A 17,657-nucleotide genomic window follows, 5' to 3' on the forward strand; every position below is an offset into this window, starting at 1 on the left:
GGCTAGTTCCCGGAGTTCTGGGAGGGGTACGGCAGTTCGGCCGCGAGGAGCTCGGACGACTGCCGGGCGAGCGCCGCGACGACCCGGCCGGGCAGCCAGCCGGGGGCCAGCAGCGACCCGGCCGAGCTGAGGACCGTCTCGTGCGGGGTCGGCGGTGCCAGGGCGGTCAGCAGCTCCGCCGACGTGGGACGGTTCGCGGGGTCGCGGGCGAGGCAGCCGGAGACGGACTGCCTCAGCGCGGGCGGGAGTTCGGAGCGTTCCGGGACGGTGTGACCGGTGGCCGCGTACGCCAGGACGGCACCGAGGGCGTACACGTCTCCCGCCGGCCGGGGTCGCCCGCCCGACGCCTGCTCGGGCGCCAGCGCGCCCGGATCGAGGCCCGGCAGCCCGGCCCGCGGCTCCCCGTCCGGCGCCGCCGCCCGTACCGCCCCGAAGCACGTCAGCCGCGGGCCGTCGGCGGTGAGCAGCACGGCGGCGGGAGAGACGCCCGCGTGCGTGACGTCCTGCGCGTGCGCGGCGGCCAGCGTCTCGGCGAGGGCGGCGCCGATCGCCCGTACCGTTCCCTCCGGCAACGGGCCCCCGTGCACGGCGACGGCCACGGGGAGCGGGAGCAGCGGCAGATAGGGCGTGGCGTACCAGGGAGACCCAGTCGGTTCCGACACCTCGGTGACCGGGGTGATCCAGGGGCCGATGAGCCGTTGTCCCGCCCGTGCCTCCGTCAGGAAGCGGGCCGGGTCGGCGCCGGGCAGGGGCGCGGAGAGCAGGACCGTACGGTCGCCGTCGGCGCTGCGGGCGACGAACCGGCGGCAGGGGACGTGGCCTTGGTGCGGTGCCGGCGGGTCGAGACGGGTGATCAGCCGGTACGGGCCGATCCGCCGCGCGGACTCCTCGTGCGGGCGCGGCCGTTCCACGTGCGAATCCCCCTCGTCATTCGCTCCGGTGTCACCCCGTCGGTCACGGGAGCAACAGGAGCCTACTCAAAGGGAGGAGGGGGCCCGCACTCGGCGGACGGCGCCTCGGCGACGGCGCCTCCGCGGCGGCGTCTCGGCGGACAGCGGCTCCGCGGTGGCGCACTCGCCGTCGCGGAGCGCCACGGCGCGGACAGCGCCGGTCCGTCAGTCCGCCGTGGCCGGGGAGGCGCCGACCAGGGAGAGCGCCAGGATCGAGACACGCGTGATCAGGCCGGCGAGCAGAATCGTGCCGATCCCCTCGACCCGCATCGTCCCGGTCTCGTCCCCAAGCCAGGACAGCAGCCACCAGATAAGGGAGTCCTGGACGAACCCGGCCGCGCCGAAGACCAGCAGGGCCGGGGCGGGAACGGGGGCCGACGGGCCGATGTGGATGAGCTGGGTGAGGACGCCGATCGCCAGGCCCGCCAACATGACGGCGAGGACCGCGTCCGTCCCGTCGCCGTTCAGCGTGATGCCGGGCAGCGCGGCTGCCGAGATGCCGGCTCCGGCGAGGGCGCCCAGTCTGCGGCGTGTGCCTGTGTCAGCCATGGCCGGATGCTGGCACAGGCGGTGGGATCTTGTGAAGATCCCGTGGAGGGGATTCTGTGGAGGGGGTTCCCGTGGAGGAAGACCCCGTAGAGACCGTGATCGGATTCGAACCGACGTCACTCGCTTTGCAGGCGAGCCCCTGAACCACTCGGGCACACGGTCGTGCTGTTCATGGAACGACCGTAGGGCGGGGTGTGCGGGCGGCTCAAGGGATCCGGGCGGGCCGCAACACGACTGCCATACGCCGTTCGCGGTCGTACGACCAAGGGACGAGCCGGCTCCGTCCTGACGACAGGGTCCTTCTGCTGCTATGCCCCTTACTCTGAAGGGCATGAGTGCCTTGGACCCCCGCGACACCGGCGTCGCCCCGCCCGCTGACGCCCCCCTGCCGGAGCGCACCGGCGGATCCGTACTCGACCGGGAGCACCGGGCGCTCAGCATCGGCATCGTCTCCGTCGTCCTGCTCATCGCCTTCGAGGCGACCGCCGTCGGCACGGCCATGCCCGTCGCCGCCCGCGAGCTGAACGGCATCCCCCTCTACGCCTTCGCCTTCTCCGCGTACTTCACCACCAGCCTCTTCGCCATGGTCCTGTCCGGGCAGTGGTCCGACCGCAGCGGGCCCCTCGCCCCGCTCACCGTCGGCATCTCCGCCTTCGCGGCCGGGCTGCTGCTCTCCGGCACCGCCGGGACGATGTGGCTGTTCGTCCTCGGCCGGGCCGTCCAGGGGCTCGGCGGCGGCCTGGTGATCGTCGCGCTGTACGTCATCGTCAGCCGGGCCTACTCCGAGACGCTGCGGCCGGCGATCATGGCCGCCTTCGCGGCCAGCTGGGTCGTCCCGTCCGTCGTCGGGCCGCTCGCCTCCGGAACCGTCACCGAACACCTCGGCTGGCGCTGGGTCTTCGTCGGCATCCCGGTCCTCGTCGTCTTCCCGCTCGCGCTCGCCCTGCCCGCCATCCGGCGCACCGCCTCCGGGCCGACCGACCCGGACGCGCCGGTGCCTCCGTACGACCGGCGGCGGATCCGGCTCGCGCTCGGCATCTCGGCCGGGGCGGGGCTGCTGCAGTACGCGGGGCAGGAACTGCGCTGGCTCTCGCTGCTCCCCGCCGTGGCCGGGGCCGCGCTCCTGGTGCCGGCGGCGCGCGGACTGCTGCCGCGCGGCACGTACCGCGCGGCCCGGGGACTGCCGTCCGTGGTGCTGCTGCGGGGGATCGCGGCGGGGTCCTTCATCGCCGCCGAGTCCTTCGTACCGCTCATGCTGGTCACCCAGCGGGGCCTGAGCCCGACGCTCGCGGGCCTCTCGCTCGCCGTCGGCGGTGCCACGTGGGCGTTCGGCTCGTACCTCCAGTCGCGGTCGTGGACGGAGCCGTACCGGGAGCGGCTGGTCGTGATCGGCATGCTCCTGGTCGCGGCGGCGATCGCGGCCGCCCCGAGCGTGCTGATCGCCTCGGTGCCGGTGTGGGTGGTCGCGGTGGCGTGGGGGCTCGGGTGCCTGGGGATGGGCATGGTGATCGCCTCGACGAGCGTGCTGCTGCTGAAGCTGTCGGCGCCGGAGGAGGCGGGCGCGAACTCGGCGGCGCTGCAGATCTCCGACGGCCTGTCGAACGTGCTGCTGCTCGCGGCGGGCGGCGCGGCGTTCGCCGCGCTGGGCGGGGGAGCGGTGGGTCACGCCGCCCACACCGCCGCGAGCGCGGGCGCGTCCTCGCACCCGGCGGCCTTCGCGGCGGTGTTCCTGCCGATGGCGGGGGTGGCGGCGGCGGGGGCCTGGGTCGCGACGCGGCTCGGAGGGCCGGATCGGGCAGAGGCGCCGAAGAGCCGATGACCCCGCGTGGTACCGCGCGGTGGGTGCCATGGCCGGTCTCAATGTCAGGTTCACCGAGGAAGAGCTGGACGCGCTGCGTGAGCGCGCCGAGGCGGAGGGCCGCAGCATGCAGTCCTGCGCCCACGACGCCGTGGTCCGGGCGGTGAACGAGCACTCCCGGCTCTTCGACGAGGCGGCCGAGCACGTGCTGAAGGTCAGCGAGGAGCCGAACCGGCGGTTCGCGTGACGTATCACCTCACGCTTCCCGAGCTCCTGAACCTCGCGGAGCGGCTCGGGGCGAACGAGGTGCGCGACTACGGTCTCCTCGACTCCGCCCTGGCGCGCCCCCGGTCGAGTGTGTTCGGTCGGGACGCATACCCCGACGTCTGGCAGAAGGCCGCGGCGGACATGGAATCGCCGGCCCGCAATCATGGCCTCGTGGACGGGGACAAGCGCATCACCTGGTACGCGACCTGGGTCTTCCCGCACCTGAACGGGCACCCGTCGGACTCCGGCTTCGATGTCGACGAAGCCGAGATCTTCGAGCTGGACGTGTGCCAGGGGGCGCTCGACGTGCCCAAGATCGCCGCGCAGCCGCCCGGGTTCGCGCGCTGACCCGAGGCTGTGACCCTCGCCGCACCGCGCGAGGTCACGGCCTCGTCCGGGCCGGGTGGCGGCGGCCGCACCGGTAGGGTGGCCCGGTTGTCGTATCTGGACGAGCGTCGAACCGGAGACCGTGACTACCACCGCCACCTCCTCCCATCACCTCTCTCCCGCCTTTCCCGGCCGTGCCCCCTGGGGCACCGCCAACAAGCTGCGAGCCTGGCAGCAGGGCGCCATGGAGAAGTACATCCAGGAGCAGCCCCGCGACTTCCTCGCGGTGGCGACGCCCGGCGCCGGCAAAACCACCTTCGCGCTGACCCTCGCCTCCTGGCTGCTGCACCACCATGTCGTCCAGCAGGTGACGGTGGTCGCACCCACCGAGCACCTGAAGAAGCAGTGGGCCGCGGCCGCCGCGCGCATAGGGATCAAGCTCGACCCCGACTACAGCGCCGGGCCGCTCAGCAAGGAGTACCAGGGCGTCGCCATCACGTACGCAGGCGTCGGCGTGCGGCCCATGCTCCACCGCAACCGCTGCGAGCAGCGCAAGACCCTCGTCATCCTCGACGAGATCCACCACGCCGGCGACTCGAAGTCCTGGGGCGAGGCCTGCCTCGAAGCCTTCGACCCGGCCACCCGCCGCCTCGCGCTGACCGGTACGCCCTTCCGGTCCGACACCAACCCCATTCCCTTCGTCACGTACGAGGAGGGCAACGACGGCATCCGGCGGTCCTCGGCCGACTACACGTACGGATACGGCAACGCCCTGGGCGACGGCGTCGTGCGGCCCGTCATCTTCCTCAGCTACAGCGGCAACATGCGCTGGCGCACCAAGGCCGGCGACGAGATCGCCGCCCGCCTCGGCGAGCCCATGACCAAGGACGCCATCTCCCAGGCCTGGCGCACCGCCCTCGACCCGCGCGGCGACTGGATGCCGAACGTGCTGCGCGCCGCCGACCAGCGTCTGACGGAGGTCAGGAAGGGCATCCCCGACGCCGGCGGTCTGGTGATCGCGAGCGACCAGGACTCCGCCCGCGCGTACGCCAAGCTGATCCGCGAGATCACCGGCACCAAGGCCACCCTCGTGCTCTCCGACGAGGCCGCCGCCTCGAAGCGGATCGACGAGTTCAGCGAGAGCAACGACCGCTGGATGGTCGCCGTCCGTATGGTGTCCGAAGGCGTCGACGTCCCCCGCCTCGCCGTCGGGGTGTACGCGACCACGATCTCGACCCCCCTCTTCTTCGCCCAGGCCGTCGGACGTTTCGTACGTTCGCGCAGGCGCGGCGAGACCGCCTCCGTGTTCCTTCCCACGATCCCCAATCTCCTCGGCTTCGCCAACGAGATGGAGGTCGAGCGCGACCACGTCCTCGACAAGCCGAAGAAGGACGGCGAGGACGACCCGTACGCCGAGTCCGAGAAGGAGATGGCGGAGGCCGAGAAGCAGCAGGACGAGGACACCGGCGAACAGGACATGCTGCCCTTCGAGGCGCTGGAGTCCGACGCCGTCTTCGACCGGGTGCTGTACGACGGCGCCGAGTTCGGCATGCAGGCCCACCCGGGGAGTGAGGAGGAGCAGGACTACCTCGGCATCCCCGGGCTCCTCGAACCCGACCAGGTGCAACTGCTCCTGCAGAAGCGGCAGGCACGGCAGATCGCGCACAGCCGCAAGAAGCCGGACGGCGAGGCGGACCTGCTGGAGCTTCCAGCCGAGCGGCGGCCCGTCGTTTCGCACAAGGAACTGCTCGAACTCCGCAAGCAGCTGAACACGATGGTCGGTGCGTACGTACACCAGAGCGGCAAGCCGCACGGGGTCATCCACACCGAACTCCGCCGGGTCTGCGGCGGCCCGCCGAGCGCGGAGGCCACGGCCGGGCAGATCCGTGAGCGGATCAAGAAGGTGCAGGAGTGGGCCACCCGCATGCGGTGAGTGCGAGGTGCGGTCCGGGGGCGGGGCCCGTACGCGCAGACGCGTGCGGGCCCTTTCGCGCTCGGGGCTCCTTCCGCTTGCTGCCACGTCGGCACCGTTATGTCCGTCGAACTCTCCTGACCGGCTGACTTGAGACCCGAACCGGCTGTATCCGGTCGTCGACGCCCGGATTCTGGACGAGGTCTTCCGCTGAGCGGAGTGGCTCGCTACTGTCCCCCGCAATGCAACCGCCCCGTGGCAGCGCCGCCGCGGAGCGCAGCCGGTGCGCATGGCCTGCCGGCGGCCTCTGACGTGCGTCGCCGCGGGACCGGCGCCGCTGCTCTCGTTTGAAGGTCCGCCGTCACTCACTCCGAAGGAGAGGGCGTCGTGACCGCGGAAACCTCCCAGACGCTCGACCGGGGACTTCGAGTCCTCAAACTGCTCGCCGACACCGACCACGGCCTGACCGTCACCGAGTTGTCCAACAAACTCGGGGTCAACAGGACCGTCGTCTACCGTCTGCTCGCCACACTCGAACAGCACGCTCTCGTACGACGGGATCTGGGCGGCCGCGCCCGGGTCGGCCTCGGCGTGCTGCGGCTGGGCCGTCAGGTCCACCCGCTGGTCCGTGAGGCCGCGCTGCCCGCGCTGCGCTCCCTGGCCGAGGACATAGGGGCGACCGCCCACCTGACCCTGGTGGACGGGGCGGAGGCGCTGGCCGTCGCGGTCGTCGAGCCGACCTGGACCGACTACCACGTGGCCTACCGGGCCGGCTTCCGGCACCCGTTGGACCGGGGCGCGGCCGGCCGCGCCATCCTCGCGGCGCGGCAGGGAGGCCTGACCGACCCGGGCTTCACGCTCACCCACGGCGAGCTGGAGGCGGGCGCGAGCGGCGCGGCGGCTCCGCTGGTCGGCGTCACCGGCATCGAGGGCAGCGTGGGCGTGGTCATGCTCGCGGACGCGGTGCCGGAGCGGGTCGGGCCGCGGGTCATGGACGCGGCCCGGGAAGTCGCCGACGCGTTGCGCTAGGACGCGCGGGTACGACCGGTACGGCGGGTACGACCTTTACGGCGGGTACGGCCGTTACGCAGCTCACGGCAGCCCGGCGGCTCCGGTGGCCCCCGCGGTCACGCCTGACTGGGTCAGGTGCGGGGGCGATCGCCCACCAGCAGGGTTCCCAGTGCCGTCCTGAGGTGCAGGACCGATCTGCCCGCTCTCGCCGTCGTGATCAGACCCGCTCCCCGCAGGGCCGACGCGTGGGCCGAGACCGTTGCGTTGCTGACGCCCAGGCGGCGGGCCAGGGACGTCGTCGTGTGTTCCCGGGACAGCAGGAGGAGCAGGGCGAGACGGGTCCGGCCGAGGACCGTCGCCAGGGAGTCGGCCGAGTCGGGCGCGCCGTCCGGTGCGAGGGGCAGGCCAGGGCCCGCCGCGTACGTCACGACCACCGGCCGGCCCGGCAGGTCCTGGATCATGGGGTGGCCCGTCCAGTGGAAGGTCGGCAGCAGGACCAGCCCGCGGCCGTCGAGCCTGACGTCGCGTTCGCCCGGCGCCGCCCACTCCCACACGCCGTCGCGCAGCCGGCTCCCCGCGACCAGCGCCGGCAGCGCCGCGCCGACGCCGTGTTCGGCGAAGGCCAGAGCGCCCCGCGCGAACTCCGCCCGGTGCAGGTCCCGCACCAGCGGCCACACCGGCGCCAGCATCGTCTCGAAGGCGGCCCGCTGGGCCCGGCGCAGGACCCGCCAGGCGTCGCCGTCGCCCCCGTGCAGCTCGCGGATCCAGCGCGGCGAGGGGTGTCCCGCGTACACCCGCTCCAGTTCCGACCGCACCAGCTCAGGCCGCGCCGCCGCGACCAGGTCGAGGCCCTCGTCGAGCGTCTCGCCGAGGACGTCGAGGAAGACCGGGGCCCGGCCCGCCGGTACCAGGTCACCCAGCGGCTCCACCGCGCCCGGCAGGGAACGCAGCACCCGCCGTCGCCAGCGGCCGAAGAGCAGCTCGTCGCGGCGGCCGAACAGCATCGTGAAGGCCGCGTTCAGCTCCTGCACCGGAGCCGGCCGGGGCGCGAACCGGACCCGGGCGACGTCCTCGGCCGTGAGATGGATCCGTGTCACCGCGCTCCTCGCTCCTCACCTCGCGCAAGCCTTTCGGGCAGGGCCTCAACCTTCGCCCGGGCCACCCGCCCGGCGCCAGCATGATCCGCATGACAGCACACCTCCCGACACACCTTCCGAACCGGCGTACCGTCGTCAAGGCCGCCGCCCTCGCCGCCACGGCCCTGGCGCTCACCCCCGTCGAGGCACACGCCGCGGACCTCACCCTTCGACTGCCCGCTCCCACCGGCCCGTACAAGGTCGGCGCCACCGTCCTGCACCTGGTCGACACGGCTCGCAACGACCCGTGGGCGCCCGCGATCGGTGTACGGGAGGTCATGGTCACCGTCCGCCACCCGGCCCGTACCGTCCGCGGCTTCCCGCCTGCCCCCCAGCTGACGGAGGGCGCCGCCGGTCTCTTCGCCTTCCTCGCCCCGGCGATCCGCCCCGGATGGCTGCCCCGTTCCGGCGTCGACTGGGCGGCCACCGTCACCCACACCCACGTCGGCGCCCCCGTCCTGCCCGGACCCTGGCCCGTACTGCTCTACAGCCCCGGGGGCGGCGACGCCCGCACCATGGGCACCTCCCTCGCCGAGGACCTCGCGAGCCACGGCTGGGCGGTCGTCACCGTCGACCATCCCGGGGACGCGAGCGAGGTGGACTTCCCGGCCGAGCGGCCGGGGCGCGAGAAGGTACGCCCCACCGTCTTCACCGGGCCGCCGGGACCGGAGCAGTGCCGCACCATGATCGACACCCGGCTCGCGGACATCCGTTTCGTGATCGACCGGCTGGAGAGCCTGCCGGGGGAGCTGGGCCGCGCGCTGGATCTGGAGCGGATCGGGGTCTACGGCCACTCGGCCGGCGGCACGACCGCCGCCCAGGCGCTGTACGACGACCGGCGGATCGCCGCCGCCGTGAACCTGGAGGGTTACCTGGACCAGGTGGAGGGCGAGCTCTTCCCCGTCGCCCGGTACGGCGTCGACCGGCCGCTGCTCCTGCTCGGCACCGACGGCTTCCGCGACGCCCGGTTCGACCGCTCCTGGTCGGCGATGCTCGCCCACCCCGGGGGCCGTACCCGCCGCCGGCAGCTCGACGACGCCTCGCACTGGGCGTTCACCGACTACGCCGCTCTGGTGCCGCAGCTGCACGCCGCCGGCCTGATGAGCACCGCGGCCCGGACCGAGATGGTCGGCACCATCGGACCCAGGGCGTCGGTACGGGCGGTGCGCTGCCAGGTACGTACGTTCTTCACGCGGAATGTCCGGCCGACGGGCTCGCCCTCGGCCGTCCGTAGCCGCCCGGTGGCCGCCCAGTAGATTGGGGGGCGTGCTCTCCCGTCTCACGCGCACCCGTGCGCTCGCGCTCTGCGCCCTGCCCGTCGCCGCGCTCTTCGCCGTCGTCGGGCTCGCGCCGCTGCCGTACGCCATCGCACAGCCCGGTTCGACCGCCGACGTGCTCGGCGCGGACGAGGGGCGGCCGGTGATCACGGTCAGCGGCGCTCCCGTCCGGCCGACGGAGGGCAAGCTGCTGATGACGACCATCGTGGCCACCGGCCCGAGCGTGGACAACGACTTCGCGACCGTCGCCGACGCCTGGTTCCGTGCCGACCGGGCCGTGCTGCCGCGCGACTCCGTCTACCCGCCGGGCAAGTCGGACGCCGAGGTGGAGAAGCACAACCTCGGGCAGATGAAGGAGTCGCAGGACGCGGCCACCATGGCCGCCCTCCGTCATCTCAAGCTGGATCCGAAGGACGTCAGGGTCACCCTCCACCTCGCCGACATCGGCGGGCCGAGCGCCGGATTCCTCTTCTCCCTGGGCATCGTCGACAAGCTCGCCGGCGACGGAGCGGGCGGCGATCTCACGGGCGGCAGGACCATCGCCGGGACGGGGACGATCGAGCCCGACGGGACGGTCGGCGCGGTCGGCGGGGTCTCCCTGAAGACCCAGGCCGCCGGACGGGACGGCGCGAGCGTCTTCCTCGTACCGAAGGCGGAGTGCTCCGAGGCGGAGGCCGAGCTGCCGCAGGGCATGCGACTGATCCCGGTTTCCACACTCAACGACGCGGTGTCGTCCTTGAAGGCGCTGGAGCGGGGGCAGGAGGCGCAGATCCCGAGCTGCTGAGCCCCGCACCGGCGGCCGCGTCCCTCGGGCCGTCGCCCGAGCCGTCCCCCGCGCCGGCCTCCGAGGCTCCCGCGCCCGCCACCAGGTCGTCCGCCAAGCCGTCCGCCGGGTGGTCCATCTCCCGCCAGGACGGGAACACCGCCGGCGCGAGCGTGGCGAGGAGGTAGACGGCTCCCAGCGCGAGCAGCGCGGTCGCCAGACCGGCCCACTCGATCAACTGGCCTGCGGCGAGGCCGCCGAGCGGGGTGGTCAGGAGCACTCCGGCCGTGGTCACCCCGGAGACCCGGCTGCGCAGTTCGTCGGGGACGCGTTCGTACGCGACGGTTGCCAGGATCGGGTTGAGCACCCCGGCCCCCAGCCCGGCCGCCGCCATGGTGGCGAGCAGCGGCGCCGTGGTGTCGGTGAACGCGGCCACGACGTACGGCGGTGCGCCGCAGAGCAGGAAGCCGGCGGTGAAGACGGCCCGGCGCGGGAGGCGGTGCCCGACGGCTCCGTAGAGCAGGGCGCCGAGCAGCGCGCTGCCGCCGAAGACGGCGACGAGCAGACCGAGGGCGGCGGAGCCTTCCAGGTTCTGCCGGGCGTGGACGGGCAGAAGTACCGAACTCCAGCCTTGGTTCAGTCCGTTGGTGACCATCACCATCAGGACGACGCCCAGCAGCAGCCGGGAGCGGAGCACGAAGGCGTACCCCTCGCGCAGTTCGGCGCGGTAGCCGGCGAGGGAGATGGGGGCCGGGTTCCGCTGCGGCTCGGCGGACGGCACGCCCCGCAGGCCGGCCAGGACGAGAAGCGCGGAGAGCCCGAAGGAGACGGCGTCCAGGAGCAGAACCGTTTCCGCGCCGATGAGGGCGACCAGGACGCCGGCGAGGGCCGCGCCCGTCATCCGGGCGCCGCGCGAGACGGCGTCGTAGAGGCTCGCGGCCCGGGCGAGCGGGGCGCCCGCGCGCTGGGCGAGGTCGGGGACGAGGACGTACCTGGCCGTCTCGCCGGGCGCGTGGAACAGGCCGGTGACGGCCATGAGCGCGCACAGCATCCAGAACCGCAGGAGCCCCGCGCCGTGCAGGAGCGGGATCGCGGCCAGGGCGAGGCCGCAGACGAGATCGGAGGCGACGCTGATCCGGCGACGGCCGATGCGGTCGATGACCGGACCGCCGACGATCGCGGAGACGACGACGGGGAGTGCCGCGCAGAAGGCGACGAACCCCGCCTTGCCGGGGCTTCCCGTGGTCTCCAGGGCGAACCACGGGACGCCGATGAGAGTGAGCGAATTGCCGGTGACCGAGACCGCGTTGGCGGCCAGGACGGTCGCCAGCGGTGCGCGCGAGGAGCCTCCCCCCGGCTGTCCCCCCGGCGGTCCCGCCGGCGGTTTCCCCAGTGGTTTCCCCGGCTGTCCCTCCGGCGCGGCGCTCACGCGACGAGCGGGCGGGGTCGGGCGGTGGCGGGCACGGCCAGGCGCAGTCCTAACGTGACCAGGGCCCAGCCGACGTGCGTACGGAGCGGCGTGCGGGGGAGTGTGTGGGCCGCCGCCCACCGGAGTTCGGCGGCGTCGAGGCGGTGGAGCTGAAGATGGATGTCGGGGTGCATGGCGTCGTCGTGGTCCCTTCCGTCAGTTCTCGTGCTGGGGGAACGCGTGCAGGTGCATCCGTACGCGGGCGGCGCCCGGAGCCTCGGGGTCCGCGCTCGCGTGGTACTCGCCGATCAGGTCGTGGATCTTGACGTTGAGCTCGTGCAGCCGCTCGGGCGGCAGGCGCAGGATGAAGTCGCTCATGTCGGACGCGCCGGCCCAGGCCGCGTCCCAGTCGTGGCGGGTGCCGAGCCAGGTGTTCAGCTCCTGGGTGTGGATGGTCGCGATCTCGTGGAGGTAGACCTCCATGGCGCCCCGGACCTCGGGGTCGGCGTTCCGGTACAGCGACTCGTCGACGTACGTGCCCTGCTGGGCCGCCTTCCACCACCGTTCCCGGCCCTTGCCCCGGGTCGGGTCGTCCTCCACGAAGCCGTGCGCGGCGAGCTGGCGGAGGTGGTAGCTGGTCGCGCCGCTGGACTCGCCGAGCCGCTCCGCCAGTTGGGAGGCGGTGGCGGGCCCGTGGTGGCGCAGGGCGCGCAGCAACTGGATGCGGAGCGGGTGGGCGAGCCCGCGCAGTGAGCGCGGGTCGAGCGTGCGGCTGACGCGTTCCTCGGGTGCGGACATGGATCGAGCCTAGAGTTGCAAAGGATTAGTTGCAAGGGATTCTTTGCAAGTACTCCTTTGCGGACGCCGTTCCGGAGTCAGCCGGCGTCCTCCGCCGCCTGTTCCACCAGCGGGATGATCCGCAGCGGTACGGGGTTCTCCATCACGATCGCCGTCGAGGCCCGGACGATGCCCTCGAAGCCGACGACCCGGTCGATCACCCGCTGGAGGTCGGCGTTGGAGCGCGCGACCAGGCGGCAGAGCATGTCGCCGTGACCGGTGGTCGTGTGCAGTTCCAGGACCTCGGGCACGGTCGAGAGGTGGGCCCGGACGTCCTGCCCCTGTCCCTGCTTGATCTCCAGGGTGGCGAAGGCGGTCACCGGATAGCCGAGGGCGGCCGGGTCCACCTGCGGGCCGAAGCCGCGGATCACGCCGTTCGACTGGAGACGGTCGAGCCGGGCCTGGACCGTGCCGCGCGCGACGCCCAGCCGCCGCGATGCCTCCAGGACCCCGATGCGCGGCTCCCGTGCGAGCAGCACGATCAGGCGCCCGTCCAGATGATCGATCGCCATAGCGGCCTCCCCATGGTCATCCTGTACAAGTCGAGCGGCTCTATCGGCCGGTCGCTGAGCATATTGCCCAGTCGCACGGCGAACTATTGCGCAGCTTGCCGATCGGCGGGACTCTGCCCCCATGACTGAGACCATCCAGCACACCCCCTCCACGGCGCGGCAGGCCGACCCCTTCCCCGTGAAGGGAATGGACGCGGTCGTCTTCGCCGTCGGCAACGCCAAGCAGGCCGCGCACTACTACTCCACGGCCTTCGGAATGAAGCTCGTCGCCTACTCCGGACCGGAGAACGGCAGCCGCGAGACCGCCAGTTACGTCCTGACGAACGGCGCCGCCCGCTTCGTGTTCACCTCCGTCATCAAGGCCTCCAGCGACCGGGGCCGCTTCCTCGCCGACCACGTCGCCGAGCACGGCGACGGCGTGGTCGACCTGGCGATCGAGGTGCCCGACGCGCGCGCCGCGTACGCCTACGCCGTCGAGCACGGCGCCACCGGCATCACCGAGCCGTACGAGGTCAAGGACGACCACGGGGTCGTCGTCCTCGCCGCCATCGCCACGTACGGCAAGACCCGCCACACCCTCGTCGAGCGCTCCGGCTACGACGGCCCGTACCTGCCGGGGTTCGTGGCCGCCGACCCGATCGTCGAGCCGCCGGCCAAGCGCACCTTCCAGGCCATCGACCACTGCGTCGGCAACGTCGAGCTCGGCAAGATGAACGAGTGGGTGGCCTTCTACAACAAGGTCATGGGCTTCACGAACATGAAGGAGTTCGTGGGCGACGACATCGCCACCGAGTACTCGGCGCTGATGTCCAAGGTGGTCGCGGACGGCACCCTCAAGGTGAAGTTCCCGATCAACGAGCCGGCGATCGCGAAGAAGAAGTCGCAGATCGACGAGTATCTGGAGTTCTACGGCGGCGCGGGTGTCCAGCACATCGCGCTCGCCACCAACGACATCGTCGCCACCGTCCGCTCCATGCGGGCCAACGGTGTCCAGTTCCTCGACACCCCGGACTCGTACTACGACACCCTCGGCGAGTGGGCCGGCGAGACCCGGGTGCCCGTCGAGACCCTGCGCGAGCTGAAGATCCTCGTCGACCGCGACGAGGACGGCTACCTGCTGCAGATCTTCACCAAGCCGGTCCAGGACCGCCCGACCGTCTTCTTCGAGATGATCGAGCGCCACGGCTCCATGGGCTTCGGCAAGGGCAACTTCAAGGCCCTCTTCGAGGCGATCGAGCGCGAGCAGGCCAAGCGCGGCAACCTGTAACGGTCACGCCGGCGGTTACGGTCTCGGCGCCTCGGGGGTCTCCCGGGGCGCCGGGACCTCCGCGCCGTCGGCCGGAACGCCCTCGCTCGCGCCGTCGCCCCCGGACGCCGACCGCAACTCGTCGGGCAGCTCGTCCGGCGGCTCCCCGAGGGCCGCCACCGCCGCCTCGGCCTTCGGCGCCAGCAGCGGCGAGAAACGCGGGTTGATCCGCAGGGCCTCCGCCAGATGGCGACGGGCCGGCCCGAACTCCTCCAGGGCGCGCTCGATCTCGCCCCGGTGGTACGAGAACAGCGCGCTCCGCAGTCCCTCGTCGGTGGCCTTCTTCGCGTACTCCAGCGCCTCCTTCGGCTCCCCGGCCCGGAAGAGCGCCCATCCCAGCGCGTCCGCCACCCGCACCGACCGGTGCCCGCGCTCCCATTCGGCCTTCAGCCGCCGCACCGCCGCGTCCGCGTCGCCGTGGTCCGCCTCGAACAGCCCGAGGACGACCTCCCCGTACGGGCCGTGCGTCCACGTCCTCGTCCGCAGTTGCTCGTACTGGGACCGCGCGTCCTCGTCCAGGCCCAGTGACTGGTAGAGCTCGCCCGCCTCCAGGACGTACTCCGGCAGCGGGAGCCGCGCCAGCACCGCCCGGTAGTCGCCGAGCGCCTCGGCCGTGCGGCCGAGCGCCGCCCGCGCCCGCGCCCGCCCGGCCAGCGACGGACCGTGGTCCGGTACGACACCCAGCGCCGTCCCGTACTGCGCCACCGCCTCCTCAGGCTCGCCCCTCTCCCACGCCAGGTCACCGAGCCGGCCGAGCGCCGCCGCCTTCTCCGCGGGCGTCTCCGCCTGCGCCACCGCGTCCGTCGCCGCCGCCCACGCGTCCTCACGCCAGCCGCGGTCACGGTACGTCTGGGCCGCCCGCCCGCTGACCGCCCCGCCCGAGTGCAGCTCCTCCAGCGAGGCCATCGCCTTCCGGGCCGACGCGTACTCCCCGAGCCCGTTGTAGGCGTCGATCAGCACCGGGTACGCCGACCAGCGCTTCGGGTTCTTCTTCGCGACCGCCTCGCCCCACGTCCGCGCCGTCTTCCAGTCGCCCCGGGCGTTGGCCAGCGCGCCGAGGCCCAGCTGCGCGTCGAGGTTCCCGCGCGCGGCCGGCAGCACCTCCAGCGAGCGGCGCAGGGCCCGTTCGGCCCGCGGGTAGTAGGAGGCGTCGCCGAGCCGCGCGCCCCGCTCCGTGTACGCCGCCCCCAGCACCGCCCATGACGCGTCGTCGGCCGGGTGCTTCTTCAGCCAGGTCTCGCGGTCGCCGATCAGCGCGGCCAGATCCGGCAGCGACGCCTGGGTGCCGGCGTTCGCCGCGAGCACCGCCCGCGCGACCGGCCCGGGAGCGGGCGGCGGCCCGTCGTCGAACAGGCCGGGGGCGAACTCGGGGGCGTACAGCAGAGCCGTCGCCGCGAACACCGCCCCCACCCCGGCCGCGAGCACCGTCCTCGACACGTTCTCCGTCTTCATGGCGCTCACTGTGCGCCAGTACGAAGAGCACACGAAGCGTCCACTCCGCTCGGCGAAGGCGAACGCCGGGCGGGTTCACACCGATGGCCCCGGGTGCCACGCTGGACGCATGGACGATCTTCTGACGCGGCTCCACGAGGCACTGCGCGCGGGCCTGCCCGCCGAGGCCCTGATCACCGACCCGGACGTCACCGCCTCCTACGCCCACGACATGGCGAGCTTCTGCCCGGCCGGCACCCCCGCCGCCGTCGTGCTGCCGCGCACCGTCGAGCAGGTCCAGCACGTCATGCGCACCGCGACCGCGCTGCGGGTCCCGGTCGTCCCGCAGGGTGCGCGCACCGGCCTGTCCGGTGGGGCCAACGCCTCAGAGGGCTGCATCGTGCTGTCGCTGGCGAAGATGGACCGCATCCTGGAGATCAACCCGGTCGACCGGATCGCCGTCGTCGAGCCGGGCGTGGTCAACGCCGTCCTGTCCCGGGCCGTCGACGAGCACGGCCTGTACTACCCGCCGGACCCCTCCAGCTGGGAGATGTGCACCATCGGCGGGAACATCGGCACCGCCTCCGGCGGTCTGTGCTGCGTGAAGTACGGGGTGACGGCCGAGTACGTCCTCGGCCTGGACGTGGTCCTCGCCGACGGCCGGCTGCTCTCCACCGGCCGCCGCACCGCCAAGGGGGTCGCCGGATATGACCTGACCCGGCTCTTCGTCGGCTCGGAGGGCAGTCTCGGCATCGTCGTCGGGGCGACCCTCGCGCTGCGGCCGCGGCCGCCCGTCCAGCTCGCGCTCGCCGCCGAGTTCCCCTCCACGGCAGCCGCCTGTGAGGCCGTCTGCGCGATCATGGAGCGCGGCCACACCCCGTCCCTGCTCGAACTGATGGACCGCACCACCGTCCAGGCGGTCAACGCGCTCGCGAACATGGGGCTGCCGAACACCACCGAGGCGTTGCTCCTGTGCGCTTTCGACACCCCTGATCCGGGCGCCGATCTGGCCGCCGTCGGGGAGCTGTGCGTCGCGGCCGGCGCCACCGAGGTCGTGCCCGCCGAGGACGCCGCCGAGTCCGAACTCCTCCTCCAAGCGCGCCGGCTGTCCCTGACGGCCCTGGAGACGATCAAGTCCGCGACGATGATCGACGACGTGTGCGTGCCGCGGACGAAGCTCGCCGCGATGCTCGACGGCACCTCCGCCATCGCCGAGAAATACGGGCTGACCATCGGCGTCTGCGCGCACGCCGGCGACGGCAACACCCATCCCGTGGTCTGCTTCGACCACGCCGACGAGGACGAGTCCCGGCGGGCGCGGGAGTCCTTCGACGAGATCATGGCGCTCGGTCTCGCGCTGGGGGGCACGATCACCGGCGAGCACGGGGTGGGCGTCCTGAAGAAGGAGTGGCTGGCGCGGGAGTTGGGGCCGGTCGGTGTGGAGTTGCAGCGGGGCATCAAGCGGACCTTCGACCCGCTGGGGATCCTGAACCCCGGAAAGATCTTCTGACCCCTCCGGCGGGGGCGTCACATCTCACCGTCCTGCGGCTCGTCGGAGGGCCAAGGGCCGCGCAGCCACGGCTCGTCGGTCACCGCGGTGGTGGCCAGGAGTCCGGCGAGCCCGTCGTCGATGCCGAGCTGCTCGGACTCGGTGCCCGGCGGGACGACGCGCAGGGTCCGCTCCAGCCAGGCGGACACCTGCGCGGAGGGCGCTTCGAGCAGCGCGTCGCCGTCGGGGGAGGAGAGCGCCATCAGGACCACGCCGCGGCCGTCGACCTCGGTGGGCCGGATACGGACGTCACCGTGACCGCACGGCCGGAACACCCCCTCGACGAGCAGTTCGCGCGCGAACGTCCAGTTGACGGGGTGGTCCGAGCCGGTGTGGAAGGTGATGTGGACGGCGTACGGGTCGTCGGTGCGGTAGCCGAGCCGGGCCGGGACGGGGATGCTGCGCTCGGGGGAGAGCACCAGCTTCAGCTCCAGTTCCCGCTCCACGACGGTGTTCTCGGTGTTCTGCACGGTCCCGCTCCTTCGCGTGTTACGGGGCCCCGGATGGGCCCGCACGGGGAGAGAGCGTGCTCCGCTTCGGCCATTACGCGACTTCGGGAGAGTTTTCCGAAGAGTTTCTCCGGGCCGGATTCCGGAGGATCGTCGGCCTGAGCGTAACGGTGAG

The 17,657-nt window shown here is 72.8% G+C and carries 17 protein-coding genes and 1 tRNA gene; 9 read left to right on the top strand and 9 right to left on the bottom strand.

The window, feature by feature from the left end:
- Positions 1 to 2: 2 nt before the first annotated feature.
- The 3 genes from IE136_RS19540 to IE136_RS19550 form a co-directional block, all read right to left on the bottom strand.
- Positions 3 to 911 carry a protein kinase family protein gene (locus IE136_RS19540; protein WP_189600964.1) on the bottom strand — a complete coding sequence of 303 codons (909 nt, stop codon included), beginning with the start codon at positions 909 to 911 and terminating at the stop codon, positions 3 to 5.
- Between the two features lie 204 nt (positions 912 to 1,115).
- Positions 1,116 to 1,499, bottom strand: coding sequence for a hypothetical protein (locus IE136_RS19545; RefSeq protein ID WP_158987748.1), 384 nt, complete (start codon positions 1,497 to 1,499; stop codon positions 1,116 to 1,118).
- A gap of 90 nt (positions 1,500 to 1,589) precedes the next feature.
- Positions 1,590 to 1,661: transfer RNA gene (locus IE136_RS19550), tRNA-Cys, on the bottom strand.
- A 169-nt stretch (positions 1,662 to 1,830) separates the two neighbouring features.
- Between IE136_RS19550 and IE136_RS19555 the strand changes: the two genes are divergently transcribed.
- The 5 genes from IE136_RS19555 (at position 1,831) to IE136_RS19575 (ending at position 6,832) form a co-directional block, all read left to right on the top strand.
- Entirely contained in the window at positions 1,831 to 3,318 is a 1,488-nt protein-coding gene (locus IE136_RS19555) for an MFS transporter (RefSeq protein ID WP_189600965.1), read from the top strand.
- Between the two features lie 28 nt (positions 3,319 to 3,346).
- Positions 3,347 to 3,544 (top strand): Arc family DNA-binding protein, encoded by a 198-nt coding sequence (locus tag IE136_RS19560; protein WP_158987744.1) that lies wholly within the window; start codon positions 3,347 to 3,349, stop codon positions 3,542 to 3,544.
- Positions 3,541 to 3,912, top strand: a complete 372-nt coding sequence (locus IE136_RS19565) for a type II toxin-antitoxin system death-on-curing family toxin (RefSeq protein ID WP_158987742.1) — start codon at positions 3,541 to 3,543, stop codon at positions 3,910 to 3,912. The genes IE136_RS19560 and IE136_RS19565 overlap by 4 nt, the downstream gene beginning before the upstream one ends.
- A 121-nt stretch (positions 3,913 to 4,033) precedes the next feature.
- A complete protein-coding gene (locus IE136_RS19570; protein ID WP_158987740.1) occupies positions 4,034 to 5,824 on the top strand; it encodes a DEAD/DEAH box helicase in 1,791 nt (596 codons plus the stop codon).
- A 366-nt stretch (positions 5,825 to 6,190) separates the two neighbouring features.
- A complete protein-coding gene (locus IE136_RS19575; RefSeq protein ID WP_158987738.1) occupies positions 6,191 to 6,832 on the top strand; it encodes an IclR family transcriptional regulator in 642 nt (213 codons plus the stop codon).
- Between the two features lie 113 nt (positions 6,833 to 6,945).
- Here the strand turns inward: IE136_RS19575 and IE136_RS19580 are convergent, their stop codons facing one another.
- The gene (locus IE136_RS19580; protein ID WP_189600966.1) at positions 6,946 to 7,911 is read right to left on the bottom strand and encodes an ArsR/SmtB family transcription factor; all 966 of its coding nucleotides are present in this window, start codon (positions 7,909 to 7,911) and stop codon (positions 6,946 to 6,948) included.
- Positions 7,912 to 8,000: 89 nt separating this feature from the next.
- Between IE136_RS19580 and IE136_RS19585 the strand changes: the two genes are divergently transcribed.
- A complete protein-coding gene (locus IE136_RS19585) occupies positions 8,001 to 9,206 on the top strand; it encodes an alpha/beta hydrolase family protein (RefSeq protein ID WP_189600967.1) in 1,206 nt (401 codons plus the stop codon).
- Between the two features lie 10 nt (positions 9,207 to 9,216).
- Entirely contained in the window at positions 9,217 to 10,011 is a 795-nt protein-coding gene (locus IE136_RS19590) for a S16 family serine protease (RefSeq protein ID WP_158987734.1), read from the top strand.
- On the opposite strand, the gene IE136_RS19595 is transcribed toward IE136_RS19590, so the two are convergent.
- The 3 genes from IE136_RS19595 to IE136_RS19605 form a co-directional block, all read right to left on the bottom strand.
- Positions 9,944 to 11,383: an MFS transporter gene (locus tag IE136_RS19595; RefSeq protein ID WP_189601078.1), complete on the bottom strand. Its 1,440-nt coding sequence runs from the start codon at positions 11,381 to 11,383 to the stop codon at positions 9,944 to 9,946. The two genes, IE136_RS19590 and IE136_RS19595, sit on opposite strands and share 68 nt — an antisense overlap.
- A 231-nt stretch (positions 11,384 to 11,614) precedes the next feature.
- Positions 11,615 to 12,196 (bottom strand): winged helix-turn-helix domain-containing protein, encoded by a 582-nt coding sequence (locus IE136_RS19600; protein WP_158987732.1) that lies wholly within the window; start codon positions 12,194 to 12,196, stop codon positions 11,615 to 11,617.
- A gap of 77 nt (positions 12,197 to 12,273) precedes the next feature.
- A complete protein-coding gene (locus IE136_RS19605) occupies positions 12,274 to 12,747 on the bottom strand; it encodes an Lrp/AsnC family transcriptional regulator (RefSeq protein ID WP_158987730.1) in 474 nt (157 codons plus the stop codon).
- A 121-nt stretch (positions 12,748 to 12,868) separates the two neighbouring features.
- Between IE136_RS19605 and hppD the strand changes: the two genes are divergently transcribed.
- Complete coding sequence (hppD, locus tag IE136_RS19610; protein WP_158987728.1) at positions 12,869 to 14,014, top strand: 4-hydroxyphenylpyruvate dioxygenase; 1,146 nt, start codon at positions 12,869 to 12,871, stop codon at positions 14,012 to 14,014.
- 15 nt (positions 14,015 to 14,029) lie between these two features.
- On the opposite strand, the gene IE136_RS19615 is transcribed toward hppD, so the two are convergent.
- Positions 14,030 to 15,505 (bottom strand): tetratricopeptide repeat protein, encoded by a 1,476-nt coding sequence (locus IE136_RS19615; RefSeq protein ID WP_158987726.1) that lies wholly within the window; start codon positions 15,503 to 15,505, stop codon positions 14,030 to 14,032.
- Positions 15,506 to 15,614: 109 nt separating this feature from the next.
- Here IE136_RS19615 and IE136_RS19620 point away from each other — a divergent pair, with 109 nt between their 5' ends.
- Complete coding sequence (locus tag IE136_RS19620; RefSeq protein ID WP_158987724.1) at positions 15,615 to 16,994, top strand: FAD-binding oxidoreductase; 1,380 nt, start codon at positions 15,615 to 15,617, stop codon at positions 16,992 to 16,994.
- Positions 16,995 to 17,011: 17 nt separating this feature from the next.
- Here the strand turns inward: IE136_RS19620 and IE136_RS19625 are convergent, their stop codons facing one another.
- Complete coding sequence (locus IE136_RS19625; RefSeq protein WP_158987722.1) at positions 17,012 to 17,503, bottom strand: SsgA family sporulation/cell division regulator; 492 nt, start codon at positions 17,501 to 17,503, stop codon at positions 17,012 to 17,014.
- Between the last annotated feature and the right edge of the window lie 154 nt (positions 17,504 to 17,657).

This window comes from Streptomyces lateritius (assembly GCF_014649715.1).
In the GTDB taxonomy this organism is placed as follows: Bacteria; Actinomycetota; Actinomycetes; order Streptomycetales; family Streptomycetaceae; genus Streptomyces; species Streptomyces lateritius.